The organism is Mesorhizobium sp. P2_B11 (genome assembly GCF_056404855.1).
Genome location: NZ_JBFUDF010000006.1, coordinates 255686 through 279833 on the forward strand (window position 1 = coordinate 255686; position 24148 = coordinate 279833).

Consider the following 24148-nt stretch of genomic DNA (forward strand, 5'->3'; position numbering starts at 1 on the left):
AGCTTTGAATGTTGTTCCGAAAGGCGCTTGCCGGTGATCTCTCTGCCGTCGTCGCGCTGACGCAGGCCGCCTATGCGCACTACACGCCCCTGCTCGGCGCGCCACCGATCCCGGTCAACGAGGACTATGCGCCGCGCATCAACCGTGGCGAGGTCTGGCTCCTGGAAAGTGGTGCGGAGCTCGCCGGGCTGATCGTTCTCGAAAAACACCCCGACCACGCGATGATCTTCAGCGTCGCCGTCTCCCCTGCATTCCAGGGCAGGAAACTCGGCATCGCGCTGCTCGATTTCGCCGGCGAACAGGCGCTGAAATGGGGCGTGCCGGAGATACGGCTCTACACCAATGCGCGCATGGAACGGAACATTGCGCTCTACACCGCATATGGTTTTCGCGAGACCGGTCGCCGGGAAAAATCCTACAGGCCGGGATGGATCGTGGTCGATATGGCCAAGCCGGTGGCAAAATAGCCGGACCGCATTTTCAAAACTGGGAGGAAGACGATGACCAGCCAAGGAACAATCCGCTCAGGCATGGGCGGCTGGACGTTCGAGCCCTGGGATACGTCCTTCTATCCGGACAAACTGTCGAAGGCCAAGCAGCTGCACTATGCCAGCCGCCAGGTGTCGAGCATCGAGGTCAATGGCACCTATTATTCGAGCTTCAAGGAACCGACCTTCATCAAATGGGCAAGCGAAGCGCCGGACGGTTTTGTCTATTCGCTGAAGGGCAATCGCTTCGTCACCAACCGCCGCGTGCTCGGCGAAGCCGGCGAGTCCATGACGCGCTTCCTCAGCTCCGGCGTTGCAGCACTGGGTGACAAGCTGGGCCCGATTCTGTGGCAGTTCGCGCCGACGAAAAAGTTCGATGCGGACGATTTCGAGGCTTTTCTGAAACTGCTGCCGGAAAAGCAGGACGGGGTGGCGCTGCGCCATGCGCTCGAAGTGCGCAACGACAGTTTCATCGTACCGGAATTCGTGAGCCTTGCGCGCAAATACAAGGCGGCGATCGTCTACGCCGACCATGCCAAATACCCTGACATTGCCGACATCACCGGCGATTTCATCTATGCGCGGCTGCAAACCGGTTCGGACGACAATCCCGATTGCTACACGCCGAAGGGCCTGGACGAGTGGGCGGCGCGGGTAAAGATCTGGGCGGAGGGCAAGCAGCCGGCCGATCTGAGGCGCGCCGATCCGGCTTTCGACGCGCCGGTGAAGCCGCGCGACGTGTTCGCCTACTTCATCACCGAGGGCAAGGTGCGCGCGCCGTTCGGCGCCATGGCGCTGATGAAGCGGGTGAACTGATCGGTTCGCCCGCATCGCGGAAGATAGCAAACCGCTCCAACGCTCCGTCCTGGCGCAATTCCGGCCCGGGTTGCGTTTCAACCCAGAATTGCTCCAAATCAAGCGAAACGTGGTATCTTCCCCGCCATCGTAACCTTATCGATACCTCCTTGCTGCATGAATCCGGTCCGGCCCGGTTGCAAGAGCCAGGTCGCCGCGGGCAAGGACGAGGGCATGTCGCTCGACTACAATTCCCTTCTGTTGGCCGTCGGTTTTTCCGCCGCTTGCCTCGGCATGACATTGTTCGGAATCTGGCTTACCGCGCGCTCGGAGAAATTCCTGCTGACATGGGCGGCCAGCGTGCTTCTGATCGTCGCCGACGTCTTCGCCTACCAGGCCTATATCGACGCGCCCGGACGCCTGCTCGGCCTTGCCACCTTCACCTTCCTGCTGCTCGGCTTCGCGACCATGCTGGGTGCAGCCCACCAATTCACCACCGGCAACTCGCCGCTGCCGCGCATCGCCATCGGCGCCGGCGTCTCGCTGGCGATCGCCTTGCCGCCAATGGCGCTTGGCTATGACGGGCTGGGCTTCATGCTGGAAAATGCCTTTGCCGCGCTGCTCCTGTTTGCGACGGCCTATGAATACTGGAAGGGGCGCACCGAATTTCCGGCCCCGATCATCGGCATTGCCGGGCTTTACACGGCCACCGCCATATCCTTTGTGCTGTGCTCCGGAGTGCTGGTCTGGGATGGCAGGCTGGTGCTCGGCCATGCGCCGAGCAATTGGGCCGAGGATCTCAGCCTCATCGTCGTCATCGCCTGCATGACCGGTATCGGCGCGCTGTCGCTGGCGCTCAACCAGGGCCGCCTGGCGCAGCATCACCGCCGCGAAGCGCTGACCGATCCGCTGACCGGCCTGCTCAACCGACGCGCTCTGTTCGACCTGCATGGCAAAACGCCGGTCGGGGTGTTCACCGCCGTGATCGTGTTCGATCTCGATGGCTTCAAGGCCATCAACGACGAGTTCGGCCATGCCACTGGTGACGAGGTGCTGAAACTGTTCGCCAAGGATTTGACCGCCAATCTCCAGCCGGGCGATGTCGCCGCGCGTATGGGCGGAGAGGAATTTGCGCTCGTCCTCGATCGCATTCTGCCTGAGAAGGTGGAATTCATTGCCGAGCGCATCCGGGCCAGTTTTGCCTCGCGTCGCATCGACACCGAGACCCGGCTGCTCGCCTGCACGGTCAGCGCCGGCTACGCCTTCGGCAGCGAAGGCGGCAGTAAATTCGACAAGGTGCTCAGCGCCGCCGACAAGGCGCTCTACGGCGCCAAGCGCGGCGGCCGCAATCGTGTGCTCGCCTTCCGGCGCGCCGGGTAGGTTGAGCGGTCAGGCCGCCAGGACGATCTCGTTGTAGGTATCGAGATCGACGTAGAAAACCTTGGTGATTTCGCCGATCAGCTCATCCGGCTGGTAGCCTTGCGATCGCAGGATGTTGATGGCGGTGATGATGTCGACGCGCTCTGTCAGCCGTCGTTTCTGGTGGTCCTCGACGAACCGTTCCATAGCCTATTCTCCTGGCAAGATTATCTGGACACATTGACCGACAATCAGAACTGCGAGGGAAAGCTAGGATGGCTTGCTTGCGTGGAACTTGCAGGCTGAGCCAGCGCATTCCCCCGATCTGCTACAGAACCAGACTGATACGGAAGCGGCCGACTCACCGAGGCCTGACAAAGAGTAGCATGCAGTATTGCGGGTGCCAGAGGTGAGTATGGCGGCATAGGACTAAAGCTGACCTCAACAGCGCGAGCCTCCACGACTTCGTCATCCTTGGGCGTAGCGACGCAAAGCGGAGCGAAGACCCAGGGATCCATTCCGTGACCAAGACACGTTGCCAACGGTTCAGAAGATGGAACTGGCAATGTACCGCAGAAACATTTTCATTCTGCATCGCGGTGCCCTTCGGCGGATGTCGCGGCATGGATTCTAGGGTCTGCGCGCGTCGCTTCGCTCCTTGCTCCGCCCTAGAATGACGAAGTGCTATGGGCGTTCAGCTAATCTTCAACGTCGCGATCCGTGCAGCCGTGCGCTACACCGTCAGAAACTTCCTGACATCCGCCCTGTCCAGATCTTCGGCCGGACCGGTGTGGACGATCTGGCCGCGGTCCATGATGTTGACCTCGTCGGCGAGCTCGCGGCAGAAATCGAGATATTGCTCGACCAAAAGCACGGCGATGCCGGCCTGGTCGCGCAAATAGCGGATGGCGCGGCCGATGTCCTTGATGATCGAGGGCTGGATGCCTTCGGTCGGTTCGTCGAGCACCAGCAGTTTCGGCCGCATCACCAGTGCCCGGCCGATGGCGAGCTGCTGTTGCTGGCCGCCGGAAAGATCGCCGCCGCGGCGCCCCAGCATCTGCTTCAGCACCGGGAACAGTTCGAAGACATGCACCGGCACATTGCGGTCGGCACGCTTCAAGGGCGCAAAGCCGGATTCCAGGTTCTCACGCACCGTGAGCAGGGGAAAGATCTCCCTGCCCTGCGGTACGAATGCGATGCCCGACCGGGCGCGATCATACGCCGCGCTCCGGTCGAGCGCCTTCCCCTCGAAGGCAACGCTTCCGCTCGTCAGCCGGTGGTGGCCGACGATCGATCTCATCAAACTGGTCTTGCCGACGCCGTTGCGGCCGAGCACGCAGGTAATCTTGCCCGCGCCCGCCTTCAGCGATACGCCGCGCAGCGCCTGGGCGGCGCCGTAGTGGAGCGTGGCGTTGGAAACTTCGAGCATGTCAGCGCCTTTTCCAGAAGCGGAGGAACGACAGATCGAAGCGATGGAACTGCACCCGCCACAGCATGCTCATCTCCCGAGATAAACTTCGACGACCCGCTCGTCGGCCGAGACGAAATCGAGCGTCCCTTCCGACAGCACCGAGCCCTCGTGCAGGCAGGTGACCTTGACGCCGAGTTCGCGCACGAAATGCATGTCGTGCTCGACGACGATGACTGAGTGATCCCGCGCTATATCCTTGAGCAGGCGCGCTGTTTCCTCGGTCTCGGCATCGGTCATGCCGGCGACCGGTTCGTCGACCAGCAGCAACTTCGGGTCCTGCGCCAAGAGCATGCCGATCTCCAGCCACTGTTTTTGGCCGTGGCTGAGGTTGGCTGCGAGATCGTGACGCTTGTCGCCGAGCCGGATGACGCCGAGTATGTCGTCGATCTGCCGGGCTTCGGCGGCCGAGCGGCGATGGAACAGCGCCGGAAAGATCGAGCGCGGCCCCTTCAGCGCCAGCATCAGATTGTCTTCGACGCTGTGGCTTTCGAAGACGGTCGGCTTCTGGAACTTGCGACCGATGCCCATCATGGCGATCTCGGCCTCGTCGTGCCGGGTCAGATCGACCTGGCCGTCGAAGAACACCTCACCCTCGTCGGGACGCGTCTTGCCGGTGACGATGTCCATCATCGTCGTCTTGCCGGCGCCGTTGGGGCCGATGATGGCGCGCATCTCGCCCTTGTCGAGCACCAGCGACAGGTTGTTGATGGCGCGGAAACCGTCAAAGGAGACCGAGACGCCGTCGAGATAAAGGATGGTGTTGGACTTCGACATCGCTCTACTCCGCCGGCTGCGGTTCAGGGCCGGTCGCGGACCAGGCACCGGGCGTTGTCGCCGCGCTGCGGACGATCTTTGGTGGTGGGGCATCGGCATCGCTGCCGGCTTCCTCGGCGATTGCGGCTGCCCGCATCGCCTTGGCGTTGCCGCGCCAGGAATCCCACATGCCGATGATGCCCTTGGGCAGGAACAGGGTGACGGCAACGAACAGGCCGCCCAGCGCAAACAGCCAGAACTCCGGCAGCACGCCGGTGAACCAGGATTTGCCGGCATTGACCAAAAGCGCGCCGACGATCGGGCCAACGATGGTGCCGCGCCCACCGACTGCCGCCCAGATCACCACTTCGATCGAGTTGGACGGCTCGAACTCGCCGGGATTGATGATGCCGACCTGCGGCACGTAGAGCGCGCCGGCAATGCCGGCCATAACGGCCGAGACGGTGAAGGCAAACAGTTTTACGTTCTCCGCGCGCCAGCCAAGGAAACGGGTGCGGCTCTCGGCATCGCGCACCGCCATTAGCAGCTTGCCGTATTTGGAGCCGACGATCGCCCAGGTGACTAAAACCGCGAGCGCGAGCGTCACCGCGCTGGCGGCAAACAAAGCCGAGCGCGTGGCGTCGGCCTGGACGTTGAAGCCCAGAATGTCCTTGAAATCGGTCAGGCCGTTGTTGCCGCCGAAACCCATATCGTTGCGGAAGAAGGCGAGCAGCAGCGCATAGGTCATCGCCTGGGTGATGATCGAGAGATAGACGCCGGTGACGCGGCTGCGGAAGGCAAACCAGCCGAAGACGAAGGCGAGCAGGCCGGGCACCGCCAGCACCATGATGGCGGCGAACCAGAAATGGTCGAAACCGGTCCAGAACCAGGGCAATTCCTTGTAGTTCAGGAACACCATGAAATCGGGCAAGACCGGATTGCCGTAGACGCCGCGCGAGCCGATCTGGCGCATCAGATACATGCCCATCGCATAGCCGCCGAGTGCGAAGAAGGCGCCATGGCCGAGCGAGAGAATGCCGCAATAGCCCCAGACGAGATCGAGCGCCAAGGCAAGCAATGCGTAGCAGAGATATTTGCCGGTCAGCGCGACGATATAGGACGGGATGTAGAAGGCGCTGGTCGGCGATACCGCGAGGTTGAGCGCCGGAACGAGGATGGCCACGGCCAGCAAGATGAAAATGGTGATGGCGATGCGGCGGTCCGCACCCGCGGCGAAGAAGCGTCCCGTGATCATGCTTCCACCGCCCTGCCCTTGAGCGCGAACAGGCCGCGCGGGCGCTTCTGGATGAACAGGATGATCAGGACGAGCACGACGATCTTGCCGAGCACGGCGCCGGCATAGGGTTCTAAAACCTTGTTGACGATGCCGAGCGAGAAGGCGCCGACCAGCGTGCCCCAGAGATTGCCGACGCCGCCGAAGACGACGACCATGAAACTGTCGATGATGTAGCCGCGGCCGAGATTGGGCGAGACATTGTCGATCTGGCTGAGCGCGACGCCGGCAATGCCGGCAATGCCCGATCCCAGGGCAAAGGTCAGCGCGTCGACCCAGGGCGTCCTGATGCCCATCGAGGCGGCCATGCGGCGGTTGGCGGTGACGGCGCGCATCTGCAAGCCCCAGGGCGTGCGCTTCATGACATAGAGCAGCACGCCGAAGACGGTCAGCGCGAAGACCAGGATCCAGAGGCGGTTCCAGGTGATGGCGAGCTGGCCGACATCGAACGAGCCCGACATCCAGGAGGGGTTGCCGACCTCCTGGTTGGTCGGGCCGAAGATCGAGCGCACCGCCTGCTGCAGGACCAGCGAGACGCCCCAGGTGGCGAGCAGCGTCTCCAGCGGCCGGCCGTAGAGGAAGCGGATGACGCCGCGCTCGATGATCAGGCCGACAGAAGCGGCGACCAGGAAGGCGAGCGGCAGCGCAATGACCAGCGACCAGTCGAACAGGCCGGGGAATGAGGTGCGGATCACCTGCTGGACGACGAAGGTGGTGTAGGCGCCAAGCATGACCATCTCGCCATGCGCCATGTTGATGACGCCCATGACGCCGAAGGTGATGGCAAGGCCGATGGCCGCGAGCAGCAGCACCGAGCCCAGCGATATGCCGTACCAGATGTTTTGGCCGGCATCCCACAGCGCCAGGGACGAGTTGATGCTGGCGATCGCGTCACTCGCGGCGTCCTTGACCGCGCCTTGCGCATTGGTTTCGACCGCGGTGAGCAGCGACAGCGCGTCGCGGTCGCCGCGCGCGCCGATCAACGCGATGGCGGCGAGCTTGTCGGCCTCTGGCTTGTCGGAGACCAGCACCGATGCCGCGCGCGCCTGTTCGAACAGCGCCTTGACCTTGGCGTCGGTCTCGGCGGCGATTGCGGCGTCGAGCGGCTCGATGTTCGCGGCATCAGGCGTCTTGAACATGGTGTCGGCGGCGGCAATGCGCACGGCCGGATCTTTCGCACGCAACGTCAGCGTGCCCAGCGCATCGCGGATAACGCGGCGCAGCGTGTTGTTGACCTTGATCTTGGTGATGTCGGCCTTGGCGGCCTCGCCGGTCTTCTCGCCGCTCAGCGGGTCGAGCAGCGTGACGCTGTCGCCGGCCTCATTGCCGACGAAGACGGCTGAATCGGCTTTGCGGATGTAGAGGTTGCCTTCGGCAAGTGCGGCGAGCGGCCGTTCGACCAGCGGATCGCCGGTGGTGGCAAGCTCGCGCACGACCGCCTCGGTGGCGGCAAAGCCGGTGCCGCTGGCGAATTTGGCGATGATAGCGCGCAGATCGGCTTCGGCTGCGTTCGACGGCAACAGGCTTGCCATCAGGAACACCAGCATGAAGCCGAGAGCGCGCAACAGGATCATCCGTTCAGATACTTTCCAGGAGGTGGAATTTGGCGTCCGGGCGGGCTGAAGCGCCCGGACGCCTTGCGGTCTCTGGTCGTGGCGACGACCAGTCCCGGGAGGGATCAGTTCGTACCCTTGCCGCCGCACCTGCCGGTGGCGACGTTGAAGTTGCCGCAGGACAGAGGCGCGCGCCAATCGGAGATCAGGTCCTTGGAGTCAGGCAGATAGTCGGACCATTCGTCGCCCATCACGAGGCCGGGCGTCTGCGACACGGTCTCGAACTGGCCGTCGGCCTGGATTTCGCCGATCAGCACGGGCTTGGTGATGTGATGGTTCGGCATCATCGTCGAATAGCCGCCGGTGAGGTTCGGCACGGACACGCCGACCATGGCGTCGATGACCTTGTCCGGATCGGTGGTGCCAGCCTTCTCGACCGCCTTCACCCACATGTTGAAGCCGATATAGTGGGCTTCCATCGGGTCGTTGGTGGTACGCTTGTCGTTCTTGATGAACTTGTGCCAGTCGGCGATGAACTTCTTGTTCTCGGGCGTGTCGACGCTCTCAAAGTAGTTCCAGGCGGCGAGATGGCCGACCAGCGGCGCGGTGTCGAGACCGGCCAGTTCTTCCTCGCCGACCGAGAAGGCCATGACCGGGATGTCCTCGGCCTTGATGCCCTGGTTGCCGAGCTCCTTGTAGAAGGGCACGTTGGCGTCGCCATTGACGGTCGAGACCACGGCGGTCTTCTTGCCGGCCGAGCCGAACTTCTTGATCGCCGAGACTTCGGTCTGCCAGTCGGAGAAGCCGAACGGCGTATAGTTGACCATGATGTCTTCGGCGGCGACGCCCTTGGCCTTCAGATAGGCCTCGAGGATCTTGTTGGTGGTGCGCGGATAGACATAGTCGGTGCCTTCCAGCACCCAACGCTTCACCGAGCCGCCATCCTCGCTCATGAGATAGTCGACGGCGGGGATCGCCTGCTGGTTGGGCGCCGCACCCGTGTAGAACACGTTGCGCTCGCTTTCCTCGCCTTCATACTGGACGGGATAGAACAGGATGTTGTCGAGCTCGGAGAACACCGGCAGCACCGATTTGCGCGACACCGAGGTCCAGCAGCCGAACACGGCGGCGACCTTGTCCTTCGAGATCAGCTCGCGCGCCTTTTCGGCAAACAGCGGCCAGTTCGAGGCCGGATCGACGACGACGGCTTCCAGCTTCTTGCCGAGCAGGCCGCCCTTGGCGTTCTGCTCTTCGATGAGCATCAGCATGGCGTCTTTCAACGTCGTCTCCGAAATCGCCATGGTCCCCGACAGCGAATGCAGAATGCCGACCTTGATCGTGTCTTCGGCGGCCTTGGCCGGAGACGACATCGACAGGCCGGCAGCGACCACGCCGGCCGAAAACATTTTTGTTATTGTCGCGAAATTACCCCTCATATCGAAGTCTCCCCAGCTGGTTGATTGCATCGCAACAAGCAATGCAACAGCCGTGCCAAACGCAAGGGCGGCTCTCGGAAATGGGGAATAATCTAACGTTATCAGCTGATTACTATATTATCCTCAAGAAAACAAAGGCAGCCGGTTAAAAATTTGATGAGGGAAATTTGCGCAGCGCACAAGGCTTTTGCCTAATTTTCGCCCAAATATGACAAGTGCCTAGATTTTGAACTCCGCCGGCGGCATAAGGACGAACAATGTTGCGGCACGGCGCAAAAATGGGGCAAGCTCACCCCGCAAACGAGTGAGCCGATGACATCCCGCATCTCCTGCATTTCCGGCATCCTGCTGCTGATGGCAACGAGCGGCGGCGCGCGCGCCGACTTCAGCGACGGCAAGCTGCCGGACGGCACCTATCACTGCGAAGTCTATCTGCTCGGCGCCTTCCTCAACCTCGGTGACATCACCATCAAGGGCAATGTCTATAGCGGTCCGGTGACGTTCGGCACCGCGCTGCAAGGCTATAACTATCAGATGAACGCCAATGGCGAGATCACCTGGCTCGGCCCGCTGGGCGGCTACACCGCCGGCGGCAATTCCGTCTCGATGACGCAAGCGACGCTGGACGGCGAAACCACCCCGTCGTTCGACATCATCCTGAAGCAGCCCGACGGCGCCTTCACCGCCTCGACCTGCACCAAGGGCTGAGCAAAGCCCTCGCCGCGCCCGATTGCGGCGAAACCTTCCTCTCATGTCATGCGGATGTTGCCGAAGCAGACTAGGGCAGCGGTGCGCCGTAACATCCACCCTGAGAGGCAGACACCATGGCCAACGCACCGTCTTCATCCTCACCCGTCATCCGCGACATCATTGCCGAGCGCGTCTCGCGCCGGTCTCTTCTCAAAGGCAGCCTTGCCTCCGGCGCGCTGCTTGCCGGCGCCAGCTTCGTCGGCTCCCTGTTTGCCGGCGAAACGCATGCCGCGGCAGCGCAATCGACGCTCGGCTTTCCCGAGCTGAAGCGCGTCTACGACAAAACCCACGCCGCCGCCGAAGGCTATGAAACGACCATCGTCGCGCGCTGGGGCGATCCGCTCGCCGCCGGCCTCGCCGAATTCGACGGCAACAAGGTCGCAGCCGACGAGCAGGAAAAGCGCTTCGGTTACAATTGCGACTACATCGCCTTCATGCCGCTGCCCAAGGGCACGGTGAATTCCGACCATGGCCTGCTCTGCGTCAACAACGAATACATCTCGCCCAATGTGATGTTTCCGGGCACGACCGAGGAAGACGCCGGCAAGACGATGACCAAGGAGCAGGTCGATCTCGGCATGGCCGCAATGGGCCATTCGATCGTCGAAGTGCAGTTGAAGGACGGCAAGTGGGAAACGGTCGCCGACAGCCCGCTCAACCGTCGCATCACCGCCAACACCGAAATGACCGTTTCCGGGCCGGTGGCCGGCCATGCGCTGATGAAGACCACAGCCGACGCGACCGGCACGAAAGTGCTCGGCACCAGCTACAATTGCAGCGGCGGCTTTACCCCCTGGGGCACGGTGCTGACCTGCGAGGAAGGCGTGTCCGACATCTTTGGTGGCGACCCCAAGAAGGCGCCGACCGCCGAGCTTCTTGATCGGTATGGTTTCGACGGTTCCGACATCTACGGCCGCGGCCGCTTCCATGACCGCTTCAACCTCGACAAGGAGCCCAACGAGGCCAACCGCTTCGACTGGGTGGTCGAGATCGATCCCTACGACCCGCAGTCCAAGCCGGTGAAGCGCACCGCACTCGGCCGCATGTCGCATGAGGCGTCGACCGTCGTCCTCAACAAGGACGGCCGCGTCGTCGTCTATATGGGTGACGACGACTATTTCGAATACATGTACCGCTTCGTCTCGGCCAAGGCCTATGACAAGGCCAACCCGGCCTCGGGCGCTGATCTGCTCGACGACGGCGTGCTGTCGGTCGCCCGCTTCGATGCCGATGGGTCGATGACGTGGCTGCCTTTGGTGCATGGCCAGGGCAAGCTCACCGCCGAGAACGGTTTCGCCGACCAGGCCGAAGTGCTGCTGAAGACGCGTTTTGCGGCCGATGCGCTGGGCGCCACGCCGATGGACCGGCCGGAGGACATCGAGACCAATCCGGTGACCGGCCGCGTCTATGCGGTGATGACCAAGAACAAGAAGCGCGACCAGTCGAAGGTCAATCCGGCCAATACACGGCCGGAAAACCTCTGGGGCCATATCGTCGAACTGATCCCGCCCGGTGGCCGCGGCGCGGATGCCGACCACACGTCGGAAAAATATGCCTGGGACCTGTTCGTCCTCTGCGGCAATCCGAAGGATGCAAAAGTCGGCGCGACCTTCCATCCGGATACGTCAGACAATGGCTGGTTCGTCTGCCCCGACAACATCACCTTCGATCCGGCCGGGCGGCTGTGGGTGGCGACCGACGGCGCCAATGATTTCGACCTGCCGGACGGCGTCTATGGCGTCGATACGGAGGGCGCGGCGCGCGGCCTGCCGAAACTGCTGTTCACCTGCCCACACGGCGCGGAGGCAACCGGCCCGTGCTTCACGCCGGATGGCACGACGCTGTTCCTGTCGGTACAGCACCCGGCCGAAGACGCCGAGACGCTCGACAAGGTGCAGACGCGGTGGCCCGACTTCAAAGACGGCCAGCTGCCGCGGCCGTCCGTCGTCGCCATCCGCCGCAAGGACGGCCAGCCGGTCGGCGCCTAGTCAGTCTCGGGAGAAGAAGTGCGGAACGCGCCCATGCGCGTTCCGCTTAGCGGTCCGGGAGGACGGCTCAGATCGTCTTGGCCGACATTTGCGCGGCGATGTATTCGGCCTGGCGGATCGCCAGCGAAACGATGGTCAGCGTCGGGTTTTCGGCCGCACCGGTGGTGAACTGGCTGCCGTCCGACACGAACAGATTTTTGATGTCGTGCGCCTGGCCGTGCTTGTTGACGACGCCGTCTTCCGCCTTCTCGCTCATCCGGTTGGTGCCGAGATTGTGGGTCGAGGGATAGGGCGGCGTCGGGAACGAGCGCGTCGCGCCAACGGCGTCATAGAGCGCGGTGGCCTGCTTGTAGGCATGGTTGCGCATCGCCGTGTCGTTGGGGTGATCGTCGAAATGCACATCGGCAATCGGCATGCCGTGCGCATCCTTCTCGTCCTTGTGCAGCGTGATGCGGTTTTCCGCGCGCGGCATGTCCTCGCCGACGATCCACAGGCCGGCCATGTGGTCATAGTGGTCGAGCGCGGTGGTGAAGGAACGGCCCCAGCCGCCGGGGTTGAGGAAGGCGGCCATGAAGGGCAGGCCGAGCGACAGCGTCTCGAACTCATAACCGCCGACAAAACCGCGTGACGGGTCGTGGCGCGCCTCGTCGCGGATGATGCCGGCCATGGTGGTGCCGCGATACATGTGCACCGGTTTGTCGAAGATGGCGTAGACCGAGCCGGTGGTGTGACGCATGTAGTTCTTGCCGACCTGCCCCGACGAATTGGCCAGCCCGTGCGGGAACTTGGCCGACTCCGAATTGAGCAGCAGGCGCGGGCTTTCGATCGAATTGCCGGCTACGGCGACGATACGCGCCTTCTGCTCCTGCAGCTTGCCGTCCTTGTCGGCATAGACGACGCCGGTCACCTTGCCCGAGGCGTCATGGTTGATCTTGATCGCCATGGCATTTGGCCGCACTTCGAGATGACCGGTGGCTTCGCCCTTTGGAATTTCCGTGTAGAGCGTCGACCATTTGGCGCCCCATTTGCAGCCCTGGAAGCAGAAGCCGGTCTGCTGGCAGGAGTTGCGGTCGTCGCGCTGGACGGAATTGATGGCCATGTTGCCGGTATGGCATTCCTTGTAGCCGAGCTTGTCGGCGCCGGCCTTCAGCACCTTGAAGTTGTTGTTGCCGGGCAGCCGCGGCCAGTCATTGGTGCCGGTGACGCCCATCTTGGCTTCAGCCTTGGCGTAGTAGGGCTCCATCTCGGCCAGCGTGACCGGCCAGTCCAGTAGGGTCGCGCCCTCTACTTTGCCGTAGTTCGTGAGTGCCTTGAACTCATGCTCCTGGAAGCGCAGCGAGGCGCCGGCCCAGTGCGTGGTCGAGCCGCCGACCGATTTGACGATCCAGGCCGGCAAATTGGGAAAATCCTTTGACACCCGCCAGTCGCCGGATGTCGTGCGCTTGTCCGTCCAGGCGAGCTGGCTGAAGGAGGCCCACTCGTCGTTGATGAAATCCTCATATTCGTGGCGGGCGCCCGCCTCGAGGATGACGACATCGACGCCTTTCTGGGCGAGTTCGTTGCCGAGCGTACCGCCGCCGGCGCCCGAGCCGATGATGACGACGACATTGTCGTTCTTGAGATCAAATGGTGCTGCCATGGTTTCCTCCCATGAGTTCCTGTTTGCGGAGCTTCAAAACGACAGAGGGCTCTAGAGCCACTCGATGTCGCCGAAGCCGCGCTCGATGTAGCCGCCCTTGGAGAAGGACTCGCCCTCGTAACCGAAGATCGGCCAGACCTCCTGCTGGTTGTAGAGGCTGACGACGAGGCCGCCGCGGATGGACTGGAAGAACGGCGTCGCCTCGATCTGCTTCAGCACGGCGACGCGCTGCTCCTCCCAGCCAAGGCCGCGATAGCCGCTCTCACCCGACTTCTTGTCTAGGTCCGCGATGCCGTCTTCGATCATCGTCTTGTAGGCGGCGTCCTTGCCGGCCTGCTCGTCATGTCCCTTGACGGCGATGGCGTAATATTTGTCCGGGACCTGATCGTGCGGATAGATGTCGCGCGCCATCTGGATCAGCGTCGCCATGGTTTCGGGCTTGAGCGCCGATGTCTCCAGCCCCCAGGCATTTTCGGGGCTGATGACGGCGCTGCCGGAAATGACAAGCAGCGCGCCGATGCCACCGCGCTTGAGAAGTTCACGACGTGAGAGCCCAGGCTTCCCGTCATAGATCGTGACCATTTGTTCCTCCCTGCTGGCTATTTGCGCCCCTTGAAAAGCGCCGTTGCTGGCGTCCGCGCTGATGAGCGCGGCCGAATAATCCCCTACTGGAAGCGCCCTCCGCGCTGCAGAACCTCGATCTTGTAGCCGTCGGGGTCCTCGATGAAGAAGAAGCGGGCGATCAGCGTCCCGTCGCGGTTGAACTCGACGATCTTCTTGGGGTTGAGGCCGAGCGCGCCGATGCGGTCGTGCTCGCTGTCGAGATCGGCGACCGAGACCGCCAGGTGGCCATAGCCGTCGCCAAGCCCATAAGGCTCGGTGCGGCCCTTGTTCACGGTGAGTTCAAGTTCGAAGCCGGTTTCGGGGTTGGCGAGGTAAACCAGCGTGAATGTCTCGAAATCCAGCCTGTCGGCGACATCGAGCCCGAAAGCGTTTCTGTAGAAATCGACGGATCGGGCCTCCTCGAGAACCCGGATCATGGAATGGATAGCCTTCGCCAAATCAGTCTCCGTCGCTGCATGTTGGAGGCGATTATGGGCGGCACGCGCGAAAGGTGGTGGCAGCCGGTTACCACGGCCAAATTTGCAATCGGTGCTATGGCTGATGCCTAAAGACCAAAGTCCGATTGCCGTTTGCGGCTTTCGGGTCGAAAATGGCTGGACAAAAATAGGCTTGAAGGCGCGACTCACTGCGCCCAAAACCAACAATATCGGGAGGTAGGAATGTGCAGGGTTTTTGCCGGGCAGGATCCGGAAGGCTACCGACAGATCAACCGATCGATCCGCATCGACGGACACTCTACCAGCATCCAGCTTGAAGCCACGTTCTGGGCGCTGCTCGACGAGATCGCCGACAGCCAGGGCCTGACGACGCCGAAGTTCATCTCAAAACTCTATGACGAGGCGATCGAGATCAACGGCGCCATTCCCAACTTCGCGTCGATGCTGCGCACCACCTGCGCGCTCTATCTGCGCGGTCACCGGCCCGACATGGATGAGCTGACGCCGAAGCGCGAAGCCGCCTGAAGCTTAGCCCTCGGCCGCAACCTCGAGCCCGAGCCGCGCCATGTCGGCGAACAGCGCCTGACGTTCGGAATAGGCGGTTAGCTCGTCGGTCACGATGTTGTCGACGACGGTCAGCAGCGACAAAGCGCGGGCGCCGAAATGCGCCGCGAGGCGGTAGAGCGCGCTGGTTTCCATGTCGACGGCGAGCGCGCCGAGCGCCTGTGCTTCAGCGAACCGAGCGCGACCTTCCGGGTGATAGAACACATCGCTGCAGATGGTCAGCCCTGCCTGATGGTCGATGCCGAGTTGAGCGGCGCACGCCAAGGCGTGGGCGAACAGGCCGGGATCTGGCCCGGCCGCGGCATCGTAGAGGCCGAAGACCTCGCCGCTTCGCTCGCTCTCGGCGCGCACCGATTGCGAGATCACCACGGAACGCAGCGGCACATCGGCGGTCAGGCCACCGCAGGTGCCGGTACGGATCAGCGTTTTGACGCCGTGGAAGTCCAGCAGCTCATGCACATAGACCAGGAAGGACGGGACACCGATGCCGGTGGCCTGGATGCTGACGGGACGACCGCGATAGAGGCCGGTGAAGCCCAGCGCGCCCCGGCGGCGGTTGACGCAGCGCGGCGCCTCCAGAAAGGTTTTCGCCATCCACTCGGCGCGCTGTGGGTCGCCCGGCAACAGCACCGTTGCGGCATAGTCACCCTTGGCTGCCTCATTGTGCGGCGTCACGACATGCTCCCCAAAACCCGCCGCCCGTTTCGCCTGCAATCATGGCAGCGTCACGTCATTGCGCAAGCAGTGAATTAGGGAGATCTAACGCGCGTCGCTGGCGACGCACTTTAGGCTGTTGTTTTATGCATGTCGTTTTCTCAAAAGCGGGCCACTTTTGAGCGCCATGCATCAGGATTCCAACACGTCCTTGACGACGGTGGCCAGTTGCTTGAGCGAGAACGGCTTCGGCAGGAAGCCGAATTGCGCGTCGGGCGGCAGGTTCCGGGCGAAGGCATCTTCGGCATAGCCGGACACGAAGACAAACTTGATGTCGGGCTGGCGCTTGCGCAATTCGCCAAGCAGCGTCGGGCCGTCCATTTCCGGCATCACCACGTCGGACACGACGATATCGACCTTGCCGCCGAGCGCCTCGAAGACTTCCAGCGCCTCAACGCCCGAAGATGCCTCGTGCACCGTGTAGCCGCGCGAGGTGAGCGCCCGCGAGCCGCCCATGCGCACGGCGTCCTCATCCTCGACCAGCAGCACGGTGGCCGAGCCCGAGAGGTCCTTGCCGGTGTCGGCGGCTTTCACCGGTGCTGCCGGCGCCTCGCTGACGTCGCCGGGCTTTTTCGCCTCGACGATGTGGCGTGGCAGGAAGATGCGGAAGGTCGAGCCCTTGCCGACTTCGGAATCGCAGTAGATGAAGCCGCCGGTCTGCTTGATGATGCCGTAGACCATCGACAGGCCGAGGCCGGTGCCCTTGCCGACCTCCTTGGTGGTGAAGAACGGCTCGAAGATCTTCTTGAGCACATCCGGCGCGATGCCGGAGCCGGTGTCCTCGACCTCGACCAGGACATAGTCGGCCGGGGTGAGTTCGCGGTAGGAAAAGCTCTTGCATTCCTCGGCCGTGACATTTCGCGTGCGCACGGTGAGATCGCCGCCGGCCGGCATGGCGTCGCGCGCATTGACGGCGAGATTGACCACCACCTGCTCGAACTGGCCGATGTCGACCTTGACCGGCCACAGGTCGCGGCCGTGGTCGACCTTCAGCTTGATGTCGTTGCCGACCAGGCGGGCAAGCAGCATCCTGAGATCGGCAAGCACGTCGGTGAGGTTCAGCACCTCCGGCCGCAATGTCTGCTTGCGCGAGAAGGCGAGCAGCTGACGCACCAGCGAGGCCGCCCGGTTGGCGTTCTGCTTGATGTTCATGATGTCGGGGAAGGACGGGTCCGACGGGCGGTGATTGGTCAAAAGAAGGTCCGACGCCATGATGATGGCGGTCAGCACATTGTTGAAGTCGTGGGCGATGCCGCCGGCGAGCTGTCCCACAGCCTGCATTTTCTGGCTCTGCGCCATCTGGCCTTCGAGCGCTTTCTGCTCGGTGGTGTCGACGGCATAGACGATGGCCGATTCCTCGGCCCCCTCGCCGCCGGTGCCGTCGGCAACCGCGTTGACGTAGAAGCGTATGTGGCGCTCCTCATTGCCGGGCAGCAGCGTGTCGATCGGATCGATGTCGGCCTGCCTGAGCCGGGCCTTTTCGAAGGCGGCGGCAAAGGCCGGGCGGTCGCGCTCATGGATGACCGTATCCAGCCGCACGCGGCGGTCGACGGCATCGCGGTCGACGACGGAGGCAAACAGCGACAGGAACGGCGCGTTGGTGCGCAGGATGCGGCCGCTGGCGTCGACGCCGGCAATCGCCATCGGCGTCGAGTTGAAGAAGCGGGTGAAGCGCACTTCCGAGGCGCGCAAGTCGGCGGACGCGTCCTCCCCTTGCGTGCGGTTGAGCACGATGGTGCGGGTCGGACCGTTGGTGCCCTCGCGGCTGGCCGAGACACGGTGCATGAAGCGCACAGGCAGCGCCTCGCCGTTTGACGTCGTCAGGTCGAGATCGATGACGGCGTTGCGGGTGGTGCCGGGATCGGCCTTGACCGAGCGCACCAGCGCCATGCCATCGCCGGCGACGATTTCCGGCAGCGTGACCGCGCCAGGCGTGAAGCTCGCGAGATCGATGCCCAGCCATTCGGCGAGCGTGGCGTTGATGTAGGTGACGCGCCCCTCCTGGTCGGCCGAGAAGAAGCCGGCCGGGGCGTGGTCGAGATGGTCGATGGCCTTCTGCAGGTCGAGGAAGAAGCGCTCCTGCTCGGCCCGTTCCTGCGAGATATCGGCAAGTTGCCAGGCGAGCATGGGCAGACGCTGGCCGGGAACGCTGAAGGTGCGGGCCCGTGCCCGGTACCAGCGTGCGCCCGGTTCGGCGCCCGGCCGGATCGACTGCGCCAGACGGAATTCGCCGTCGCCGGCCTGACCATCGCGCAGACCCGAGGCCAGCCGGTATATGGTCACCGATGCCTCGGGAACATCGGAAAGCAGGCCTTCGACCGTCTTCAGATCGGCCGCCGACGCGGCGCCGGTCATCTCGGCATAGGCCCGGTTGGCGTAGACGACGCGGCCCTTGGTATCGGTGACGATCAGGCCCTGCGACATCGAATCGACGAAGGCCTTCGACAGTTCATCCCCGGTCGAACGCGGCGCGATCTGGACGAAGCCGATGGCCGTGGCGAACAGGAAGCCGACGCCGATCATGGCGAGCACGCCCAGCATGCCGAGCAGGAAGGGATCGCCAAGCCGCTCCCGGAAAAGGCCGAAAACGACCGCGGCGCCGGTCAGGACGATAATGAAGACGATGAGCCGGGTAACCGCGCCTGGCCGCGTGTTCTGGTCGACGATCGGTACCGGATAGAAATCGCCGCGCGTTTCCCTGGCCATATGCCCCCTGCTCGTGAGTTTGTCCGACATCGCCCCCGGCCGGTTGAATCACATTCTCCTAGTCCGGAAAAGGCCTTGGCGGCAAATGTCGGATAAAAATGACGCCCCGGTGTTTCAAGCTGTTCATGAAGCGTGAAGGCAACTTGCGGTGGCCGGTCGCAACGGTCTAGTGTCGCCTCCACTTCAAAACCGATTTGGGGGCACCGATGCAGTGGCTGGATAGCGTGGCGGGTCCCGGATATGCCGCGGCGCTGCTGTGGACGTTTGCCGCCCTTGTCCTGCTGGTCATCGTGCTTGTCATCATCAGGCTGGTCCGCAACCTGACCTTCGGCACCTTCGTTGCCGGCGGCAGGAACCGCAAGACGCGGCTGGCGGTCATGGACGCCACCGCGGTCGACAGCCACCGCCGGCTGGTGCTCATCCGTCGCGACGATATCGAACACCTGATTTTGATCGGCGGCCCGACCGACGTCGTCGTCGAGCGCGACATCAGGCTGGCAGCGCCTCGCCGTCCGGCCCTGACCGGCGATGGCGGCGGCCAGCAGCAACAGGCGCCGCGTCCGCGCGCGGCACAACCCGCTGCCGCCGCACCCGTAAGGCAGGCGCCGCAACCGGTAAGGGCGGCCCCTGCCGCCGTTCCGCCACGCCAGGCCGCGCCGGCGCCAAAACCAGCCCAGATCTACCAAGCGAGCAATGTGACGCCGCTGCCGGCCTATGGCGCTGCCGCCAACACCGCCCGGCAGGCGCCGCCGCCACCGAAGCGCGAGTCCATCGACGACACGCTGATGCGGGAGCTCGAGGTCTCGCTCGATGATTCGCACGCCAGCAAGCCGGCGGCCAAAGCGCCGGCTTCGCTCGACGACGAGATGACCAAGCTGCTCGGCGAGCTCGCCAGCCAGAAGCGGTAGGTCCCACCGGAAACCGGCCGGTCCTGACCGGAGTGTGGATTTGTACCATTACCATTCTTGCGCATGATCTCTTCGAACCGAGGCTTGGTGCGGCAAGACCGGAAGAGTCACGCACAAACAGAAATGGCCGGGAAACCCGGCCATTTCTAAATGAAGCAATTGATGTCTGATGTCTGCGGCTCAATCGTCGCGATAGACCTTCTCGCGGCGCTCGTGGCGCTCCTGCGCTTCGATCGACAGGGTCGCGATCGGGCGTGCGTCGAGACGCTTGAGCGCGATCGGTTCGCCGGTTTCCTCGCAGTAGCCGTAAGTGCCTTCATCGATGCGCTGCAGCGCCGAATCGATCTTTGAAATGAGCTTGCGCTGGCGGTCGCGAGCGCGAAGTTCGATCGCGCGGTCGGTTTCCGAAGAAGCCCGATCGGCAAGATCGGGGTGGTTTGCGTTTTCTTGCTGCAGGATTTCGAGAGTTTCGCGCGCTTCGCGCAGTATGTCGTTCTTCCAAGTGACGAGCTTCAGGCGGAAGTATGATTTCTGCCGTTCGTTCATGAACGGCTCGTCTTCGGAGGGTACGTAATCGGCGGTAGAGATATCGTTCATTCGACTCACCCAACAACCCCAAATTTGGGGCCTATATATTCGCGCAGAGAAGGCTGCACAAGCGTAATCGGCGCGCGTTTCACGCAATTGTTAATGCCGTATGCAGCAACCCCGGGCAAAGCCTTCCACAACAAGGGCGCGGGCGAATTCGCACATGATTCGTTGTGCTTGGGTACTGCTGCCCATTGTGCGGCAGGCCGTTCTCGTGGCTAATCCAATTGTGTCATTTGAGAGGCCAGCGCACCATGGGGGTCCGGTGAGCACACTGTATCTGTTGCGGCATGCAAAGGCTGGTTGGGCCTTGCCCGGCGTGCGCGACTTCGATCGCCCGCTCGACGCATCGGGCATTGCCGATGCCGAAATGATGGGGACGGCGATGCGTGCCCGCAACTACATTCCCGATATCACGCTCTGCTCCAACGCCAAGCGCGCGCGCCAGACGCTGGAGGGCATTGCCGGCCACACCGATACCGGCCGGGTGCTGTTCTTCGACACGCTCTACAGCGAGGATGCCGCCGGCTATCTCGCCATCATCCGCGGCAATGGCGGGCCGGGCTCGCTGCTGGTCATCGGCCACAATCCGATGACGGAAGACCTTGCCATGGCGGTTTCGGGCGATGGCGACGAGGCGGCGCGGGCCATCATGAACCACGGTTTTCCGACTTCGGGCCTGGCGGTCGTGCGCTTCGAGGGCACCCTCACCGAGGCCGCGCAAGGTGCCGGCTATCTCGAAGCCTTCCTGACGCCTGCCGATCTCTGAGCGGAGCCGGCCAGGGCCGGACGCCATTTCAAACTGCGGATGCAAAGCCTATATCGGGGCAGACCGGGACCCGAGAGAGCAGATTTTGGCATCATCGCTGACGACATTCACCGACGAAGCGAGAATTGCCCTGGATACGCTGTCGGGGCGGGCAAGCGGGCTGTTTTCGCCATCGCTGCGGCTCGGCGTCACCGGCCTCTCCCGTGCCGGCAAGACGGTGTTCATCTCGGCGCTCGTCCACAATCTGATCCATGGCGGGCGCCTGCCGCTGTTCGAGGCGCAGAAGTCGGGACGCATCGCGCGCGCCTTCCTCGAGGAACAGCCCGACGACGCCGTGCCGCGTTTTCAGTACGAGGATCACATCGCCGCTTTGGTCAATGACCGCGTCTGGCCGGACTCGACGCGCGCCATTTCCGAACTAAGACTCACCATCGAATACGAATCGGCCTCCGGCTGGAACCGCATGTTTTCCAGCGGGCGGTTGTCGGTCGATATCGTCGACTATCCCGGCGAATGGCTGCTCGACCTGCCGCTGCTCGGCAAATCCTTCGCCGATTTCTCGCGCGAAGCCTTCGAAATGGCGATGCTGCCGGTGCGTCACGACCTGTCGCAGGACTGGCGGGCTCTGGCGGCGACGATCGACGCCAATGCCGATGCCGACGAGATGACGGCGCGGCGCCTCGCCGAGAGCTTTGCCGCCTATCTCAAGGCCTGCAAGCTCGACGAGCGGGCGCTGTCGACCTTGCCGCCCGGGCGTTTCCTGATGCCGGGCGACCTCGAGGGTTCGCCGGCGCTGACCTTCGCGCCTCTGCTGCTCAAGGGCGAGCGGCGGCCGCGCTCCGGGTCGCTGCAGGCGATGATGGAGCGCCGCTACGAGGCGTACAAGACGCATGTGGTGAAGCCGTTCTTTCGCGAACATATCACCCGCCTCGACCGCCAGATCGTGCTGATCGACGCCATGCAGGCGCTGAACGCCGGCCCCGGCGCCATGGCCGATCTCGAGCGCGCGGTGACCGAGATCCTGTCCTGTTTCCGTCCCGGCCGGGGCAATTTCCTCACCGACCTGTTTTCGCGCCGCATCGACCGCATCCTGGTCGCCGCAACCAAGGCCGACCATCTGCATCACGAAAGCCATGACCGGCTGCAGGCGATCGTGCGGCGGCTTGCCGACCGGGCCGTGGCACGAGCGAATTTTACCGGCGCCGATGTCGACGTGGTCGCCATGGCGGCGGTGCGCGCGACACGCGAAGGCACGGTCAAGCAAGGCCGGGAAACGCTGCCGGTGATCATCGGGACGCCACTGAAGGGCGAGAAGATCAACGGCGAAACCTTCGACGGCAAAACCGAAACCGCCATATTTCCCGGGGACTTGCCGGAAAAAATTGATGCGGTTTTCGATGTTTCCGAGGCCGATCACCGGCAAAGCAGCGACGACCCGGCGATCCGTTTCGTGCGCTTTCGGCCGCCAAAGCTCGAACGCACCGCCGAAGGCGTCACGCTGTCGTTGCCGCATATCCGGCTCGACCGCGCCTTGCAGTTCCTGATCGGAGACCATCTGGCATGACCGCGCCCCGCAGACCGGCAGCTTTCCGCATCGAGCCGGAGGCCGAACCGAAGCAGGCCCGCAGCCATGCCGAGCCGCAGCCGACGCGCAAACCGCGCGCCGTCGTCGTGCCGGCCGAGATCGATGTCTTCGACGAACCCGACATCGTCGCCGCCGAACCACCGCCGGCGACCGCGCCGCGCAAGCGCTCGCTGTTTGCCAGCCTGTTCTTCGGCGCGGTCGGCGTGCTGGTTTCCCTTGCCGTTGGCCTGTGGACCGACCAGCTCATTCGCGACCTGTTCGAGCGCGCGGAATGGCTGGGCTGGCTGGCGGCCGGAATGGCGGGAATCGCCGTGCTGGCGCTGGTGATCATATTGGTGCGCGAATTCCTGGCCATCGCCCGGCTGGCCGAAGTCGAAAAGCTGCAGAAACGAGCGCTCGATGCCGTGGCGCGCGACGATCCGAAGGCGGCGAGAACCGTCGTCGACGAACTCTCGGCCTTTGTCGCGGCGAAACCTGAAACGGCGGCAGGCAGGCGATCGCTGGCCGCACTACGCGGCGAGATCATCGATGGCGGCAATCTGGTGCGGCTGGCCGAAACCGAGATTCTGGCGCCGCTCGACGCCAGAGCAAAGGTGATGATCCTGGAAGCGGCCAAGCGTGTGTCGCTGGTCACCGCCGTCAGCCCGCGTGCCCTTGTCGACGTCGCCTATGTCGTGTTCGAGGCCGGGCGCCTCATCCGCCGCCTGTCGGAGCTTTATGGCGGCCGGCCGGGCACGCTGGGCTTTTTCCGGCTGGCGCGCAGCGTTCTCGCCCATCTGGCGGTGACCGGCTCGATCGCCGTCGGCGACAGTTTTGTCCAGCAGATCGTCGGCCATGGCCTTGCCGCGCGGCTTTCGGCGAAACTTGGCGAAGGCGTCGTCAACGGCATGATGACGGCGCGCATCGGCATCGCTGCCATGGAGACGGCGCGGCCCCTGCCCTTCATTGCCGCCAGGCGACCGGGCATGGGCGATTTCCTGTCGGCACTGACCTCGTTTGCGAGCAAAAAAGAAGGCGAGACCGCGGCTACGACCAAATGAAGTTCTGCCTCGCGGTCACCAAGCATTAACCAATCTTGTTCATGGTCGTCCAACAACAGCCTCCTTGTTGCCGGGTGTCGTCTATGAAAAGCGTAATCTTGTCCTGCGTCCTGCCCCTGGTCGCGCTTGCAGCACCTCTGGGCCTGGCCGGGAAAGCCTCTGCCGCCGAACCCGACAAGCAGTTCTTCCGCACCGTCGAAGGCAAGTGGGTCGGCCCGGGCGAAATCATTGCCGGCAAGTACAAGGGCACGAAATTCACCTGCAGTTTCGATGGCTCGACGCCTGACAACAAGACGGGCATGACGCTCGATGGCGACTGCCGGGTCGGCGTCTTCACCCAGAAAATGTCGGCGACCGTCGAGCGCAAGGGACGCGACTACAAGGGCAATTTCATGGGTGGCGCGGCAGGCACCGGCCTCGACATTATCGGCGGCAATGTCGTCGACCCCCGCAAGGTGGTCTTCACCATCAACCGCAACCAGCTGCGCGGCGTCATGCAGGCCCGCATCCCCGACGACAATTCGATGACGGTGACCATCGCCGTGCGCGTCGACCAGCAATTGGTGCCGGTCATCGGCATGAATCTGAAGCGGGTCGATGCCGTCGAAGTCGGCTCCATCGCCAAGAACTGATCTTCGAACGGCTTCCGGAAAGCGCTGGACGGCTCTGCCACCCGCCGCGGTAGCT

23 protein-coding genes are annotated in these 24148 nt (G+C 63.4%); 11 read left to right on the forward strand and 12 right to left on the reverse strand.

What is annotated here, in order from left to right; all coding sequences use genetic code 11:
* Window positions 1–8: 8 nt before the first annotated feature.
* The 3 genes from AC1DYJ_RS20685 to AC1DYJ_RS20695 all read left to right on the forward strand — a co-directional run bounded on the left by AC1DYJ_RS20685 (window position 9) and on the right by AC1DYJ_RS20695 (window position 2663).
* The gene (locus AC1DYJ_RS20685; RefSeq protein WP_477284421.1) at window positions 9–467 is read left to right on the forward strand and encodes a GNAT family N-acetyltransferase; all 459 of its coding nucleotides are present in this window, start codon (window positions 9–11) and stop codon (window positions 465–467) included.
* A 33-nt stretch (window positions 468–500) separates the two neighbouring features.
* Entirely contained in the window at window positions 501–1304 is an 804-nt protein-coding gene (locus tag AC1DYJ_RS20690) for a DUF72 domain-containing protein (RefSeq protein ID WP_477284422.1), read from the forward strand.
* A gap of 213 nt (window positions 1305–1517) precedes the next feature.
* Window positions 1518–2663 carry a GGDEF domain-containing protein gene (locus AC1DYJ_RS20695; protein ID WP_477284424.1) on the forward strand — a complete coding sequence of 382 codons (1146 nt, stop codon included), beginning with the start codon at window positions 1518–1520 and terminating at the stop codon, window positions 2661–2663.
* 9 nt (window positions 2664–2672) lie between these two features.
* On the opposite strand, the gene AC1DYJ_RS20700 is transcribed toward AC1DYJ_RS20695, so the two are convergent.
* The 6 genes from AC1DYJ_RS20700 to urtA all read right to left on the reverse strand — a co-directional run bounded on the left by AC1DYJ_RS20700 (window position 2673) and on the right by urtA (window position 9149).
* The gene (locus tag AC1DYJ_RS20700) at window positions 2673–2849 is read right to left on the reverse strand and encodes a hypothetical protein (protein ID WP_477266637.1); all 177 of its coding nucleotides are present in this window, start codon (window positions 2847–2849) and stop codon (window positions 2673–2675) included.
* A gap of 526 nt (window positions 2850–3375) precedes the next feature.
* The gene (urtE, locus tag AC1DYJ_RS20705; protein WP_477284426.1) at window positions 3376–4071 is read right to left on the reverse strand and encodes an urea ABC transporter ATP-binding subunit UrtE; all 696 of its coding nucleotides are present in this window, start codon (window positions 4069–4071) and stop codon (window positions 3376–3378) included.
* Window positions 4072–4140: 69 nt separating this feature from the next.
* On the reverse strand, window positions 4141–4887 hold the full coding sequence (gene urtD / locus AC1DYJ_RS20710) for an urea ABC transporter ATP-binding protein UrtD (RefSeq protein ID WP_192253719.1): 747 nt from the start codon (window positions 4885–4887) through the stop codon (window positions 4141–4143).
* A 4-nt stretch (window positions 4888–4891) separates the two neighbouring features.
* Window positions 4892–6121, reverse strand: coding sequence for an urea ABC transporter permease subunit UrtC (gene urtC, locus AC1DYJ_RS20715; protein ID WP_477284428.1), 1230 nt, complete (start codon window positions 6119–6121; stop codon window positions 4892–4894).
* Window positions 6118–7734, reverse strand: coding sequence for an urea ABC transporter permease subunit UrtB (gene urtB, locus AC1DYJ_RS20720; RefSeq protein WP_477284429.1), 1617 nt, complete (start codon window positions 7732–7734; stop codon window positions 6118–6120). Before urtB ends, urtC begins: the two co-directional genes overlap by 4 nt.
* Before the next feature lie 104 nt (window positions 7735–7838).
* Entirely contained in the window at window positions 7839–9149 is a 1311-nt protein-coding gene (gene urtA, locus AC1DYJ_RS20725) for an urea ABC transporter substrate-binding protein (protein ID WP_112561521.1), read from the reverse strand.
* Window positions 9150–9461: 312 nt separating this feature from the next.
* Between urtA and AC1DYJ_RS20730 the strand changes: the two genes are divergently transcribed.
* Window positions 9462–9857 (forward strand): hypothetical protein, encoded by a 396-nt coding sequence (locus AC1DYJ_RS20730; RefSeq protein WP_477284431.1) that lies wholly within the window; start codon window positions 9462–9464, stop codon window positions 9855–9857.
* A 116-nt stretch (window positions 9858–9973) separates the two neighbouring features.
* Window positions 9974–11887, forward strand: coding sequence for a PhoX family protein (locus AC1DYJ_RS20735; protein WP_477284433.1), 1914 nt, complete (start codon window positions 9974–9976; stop codon window positions 11885–11887).
* A gap of 67 nt (window positions 11888–11954) precedes the next feature.
* On the opposite strand, the gene AC1DYJ_RS20740 is transcribed toward AC1DYJ_RS20735, so the two are convergent.
* The 3 genes from AC1DYJ_RS20740 to AC1DYJ_RS20750 all read right to left on the reverse strand — a co-directional run bounded on the left by AC1DYJ_RS20740 (window position 11955) and on the right by AC1DYJ_RS20750 (window position 14587).
* Window positions 11955–13526 carry a GMC family oxidoreductase gene (locus AC1DYJ_RS20740; protein ID WP_477284435.1) on the reverse strand — a complete coding sequence of 524 codons (1572 nt, stop codon included), beginning with the start codon at window positions 13524–13526 and terminating at the stop codon, window positions 11955–11957.
* A 51-nt stretch (window positions 13527–13577) separates the two neighbouring features.
* A complete protein-coding gene (locus AC1DYJ_RS20745; protein WP_477284437.1) occupies window positions 13578–14108 on the reverse strand; it encodes a gluconate 2-dehydrogenase subunit 3 family protein in 531 nt (176 codons plus the stop codon).
* Window positions 14109–14191: 83 nt separating this feature from the next.
* Complete coding sequence (locus tag AC1DYJ_RS20750) at window positions 14192–14587, reverse strand: VOC family protein (protein ID WP_477284439.1); 396 nt, start codon at window positions 14585–14587, stop codon at window positions 14192–14194.
* A gap of 222 nt (window positions 14588–14809) precedes the next feature.
* On the opposite strand from AC1DYJ_RS20750, the gene AC1DYJ_RS20755 reads away from it, so the two are divergent.
* Complete coding sequence (locus AC1DYJ_RS20755) at window positions 14810–15112, forward strand: ribbon-helix-helix domain-containing protein (protein WP_181057146.1); 303 nt, start codon at window positions 14810–14812, stop codon at window positions 15110–15112.
* 3 nt (window positions 15113–15115) lie between these two features.
* On the opposite strand, the gene AC1DYJ_RS20760 is transcribed toward AC1DYJ_RS20755, so the two are convergent.
* Window positions 15116–15826 carry a purine-nucleoside phosphorylase gene (locus AC1DYJ_RS20760; RefSeq protein WP_477284441.1) on the reverse strand — a complete coding sequence of 237 codons (711 nt, stop codon included), beginning with the start codon at window positions 15824–15826 and terminating at the stop codon, window positions 15116–15118.
* A 171-nt stretch (window positions 15827–15997) separates the two neighbouring features.
* Window positions 15998–18571 (reverse strand): cell cycle histidine kinase CckA, encoded by a 2574-nt coding sequence (gene cckA, locus AC1DYJ_RS20765; protein ID WP_477284443.1) that lies wholly within the window; start codon window positions 18569–18571, stop codon window positions 15998–16000.
* Window positions 18572–18777: 206 nt separating this feature from the next.
* Here cckA and AC1DYJ_RS20770 point away from each other — a divergent pair, with 206 nt between their 5' ends.
* Entirely contained in the window at window positions 18778–19479 is a 702-nt protein-coding gene (locus AC1DYJ_RS20770) for a hypothetical protein (protein ID WP_477284445.1), read from the forward strand.
* A gap of 180 nt (window positions 19480–19659) precedes the next feature.
* Here the strand turns inward: AC1DYJ_RS20770 and dksA are convergent, their stop codons facing one another.
* Window positions 19660–20076 carry an RNA polymerase-binding protein DksA gene (gene dksA / locus AC1DYJ_RS20775; protein ID WP_112395407.1) on the reverse strand — a complete coding sequence of 139 codons (417 nt, stop codon included), beginning with the start codon at window positions 20074–20076 and terminating at the stop codon, window positions 19660–19662.
* Between the two features lie 256 nt (window positions 20077–20332).
* Between dksA and AC1DYJ_RS20780 the strand changes: the two genes are divergently transcribed.
* From AC1DYJ_RS20780 to AC1DYJ_RS20795, 4 genes are all read left to right on the forward strand, one after another.
* Window positions 20333–20836: a SixA phosphatase family protein gene (locus AC1DYJ_RS20780; RefSeq protein WP_477284447.1), complete on the forward strand. Its 504-nt coding sequence runs from the start codon at window positions 20333–20335 to the stop codon at window positions 20834–20836.
* Between the two features lie 85 nt (window positions 20837–20921).
* On the forward strand, window positions 20922–22400 hold the full coding sequence (locus AC1DYJ_RS20785) for a YcjX family GTP-binding protein (RefSeq protein ID WP_477284449.1): 1479 nt from the start codon (window positions 20922–20924) through the stop codon (window positions 22398–22400).
* A complete protein-coding gene (locus tag AC1DYJ_RS20790; RefSeq protein ID WP_477284450.1) occupies window positions 22397–23461 on the forward strand; it encodes a YcjF family protein in 1065 nt (354 codons plus the stop codon). The genes AC1DYJ_RS20785 and AC1DYJ_RS20790 overlap by 4 nt, the downstream gene beginning before the upstream one ends.
* Window positions 23462–23544: 83 nt before the next feature.
* A complete protein-coding gene (locus AC1DYJ_RS20795) occupies window positions 23545–24093 on the forward strand; it encodes a hypothetical protein (protein WP_477284452.1) in 549 nt (182 codons plus the stop codon).
* Window positions 24094–24148: the final 55 nt, after the last annotated feature.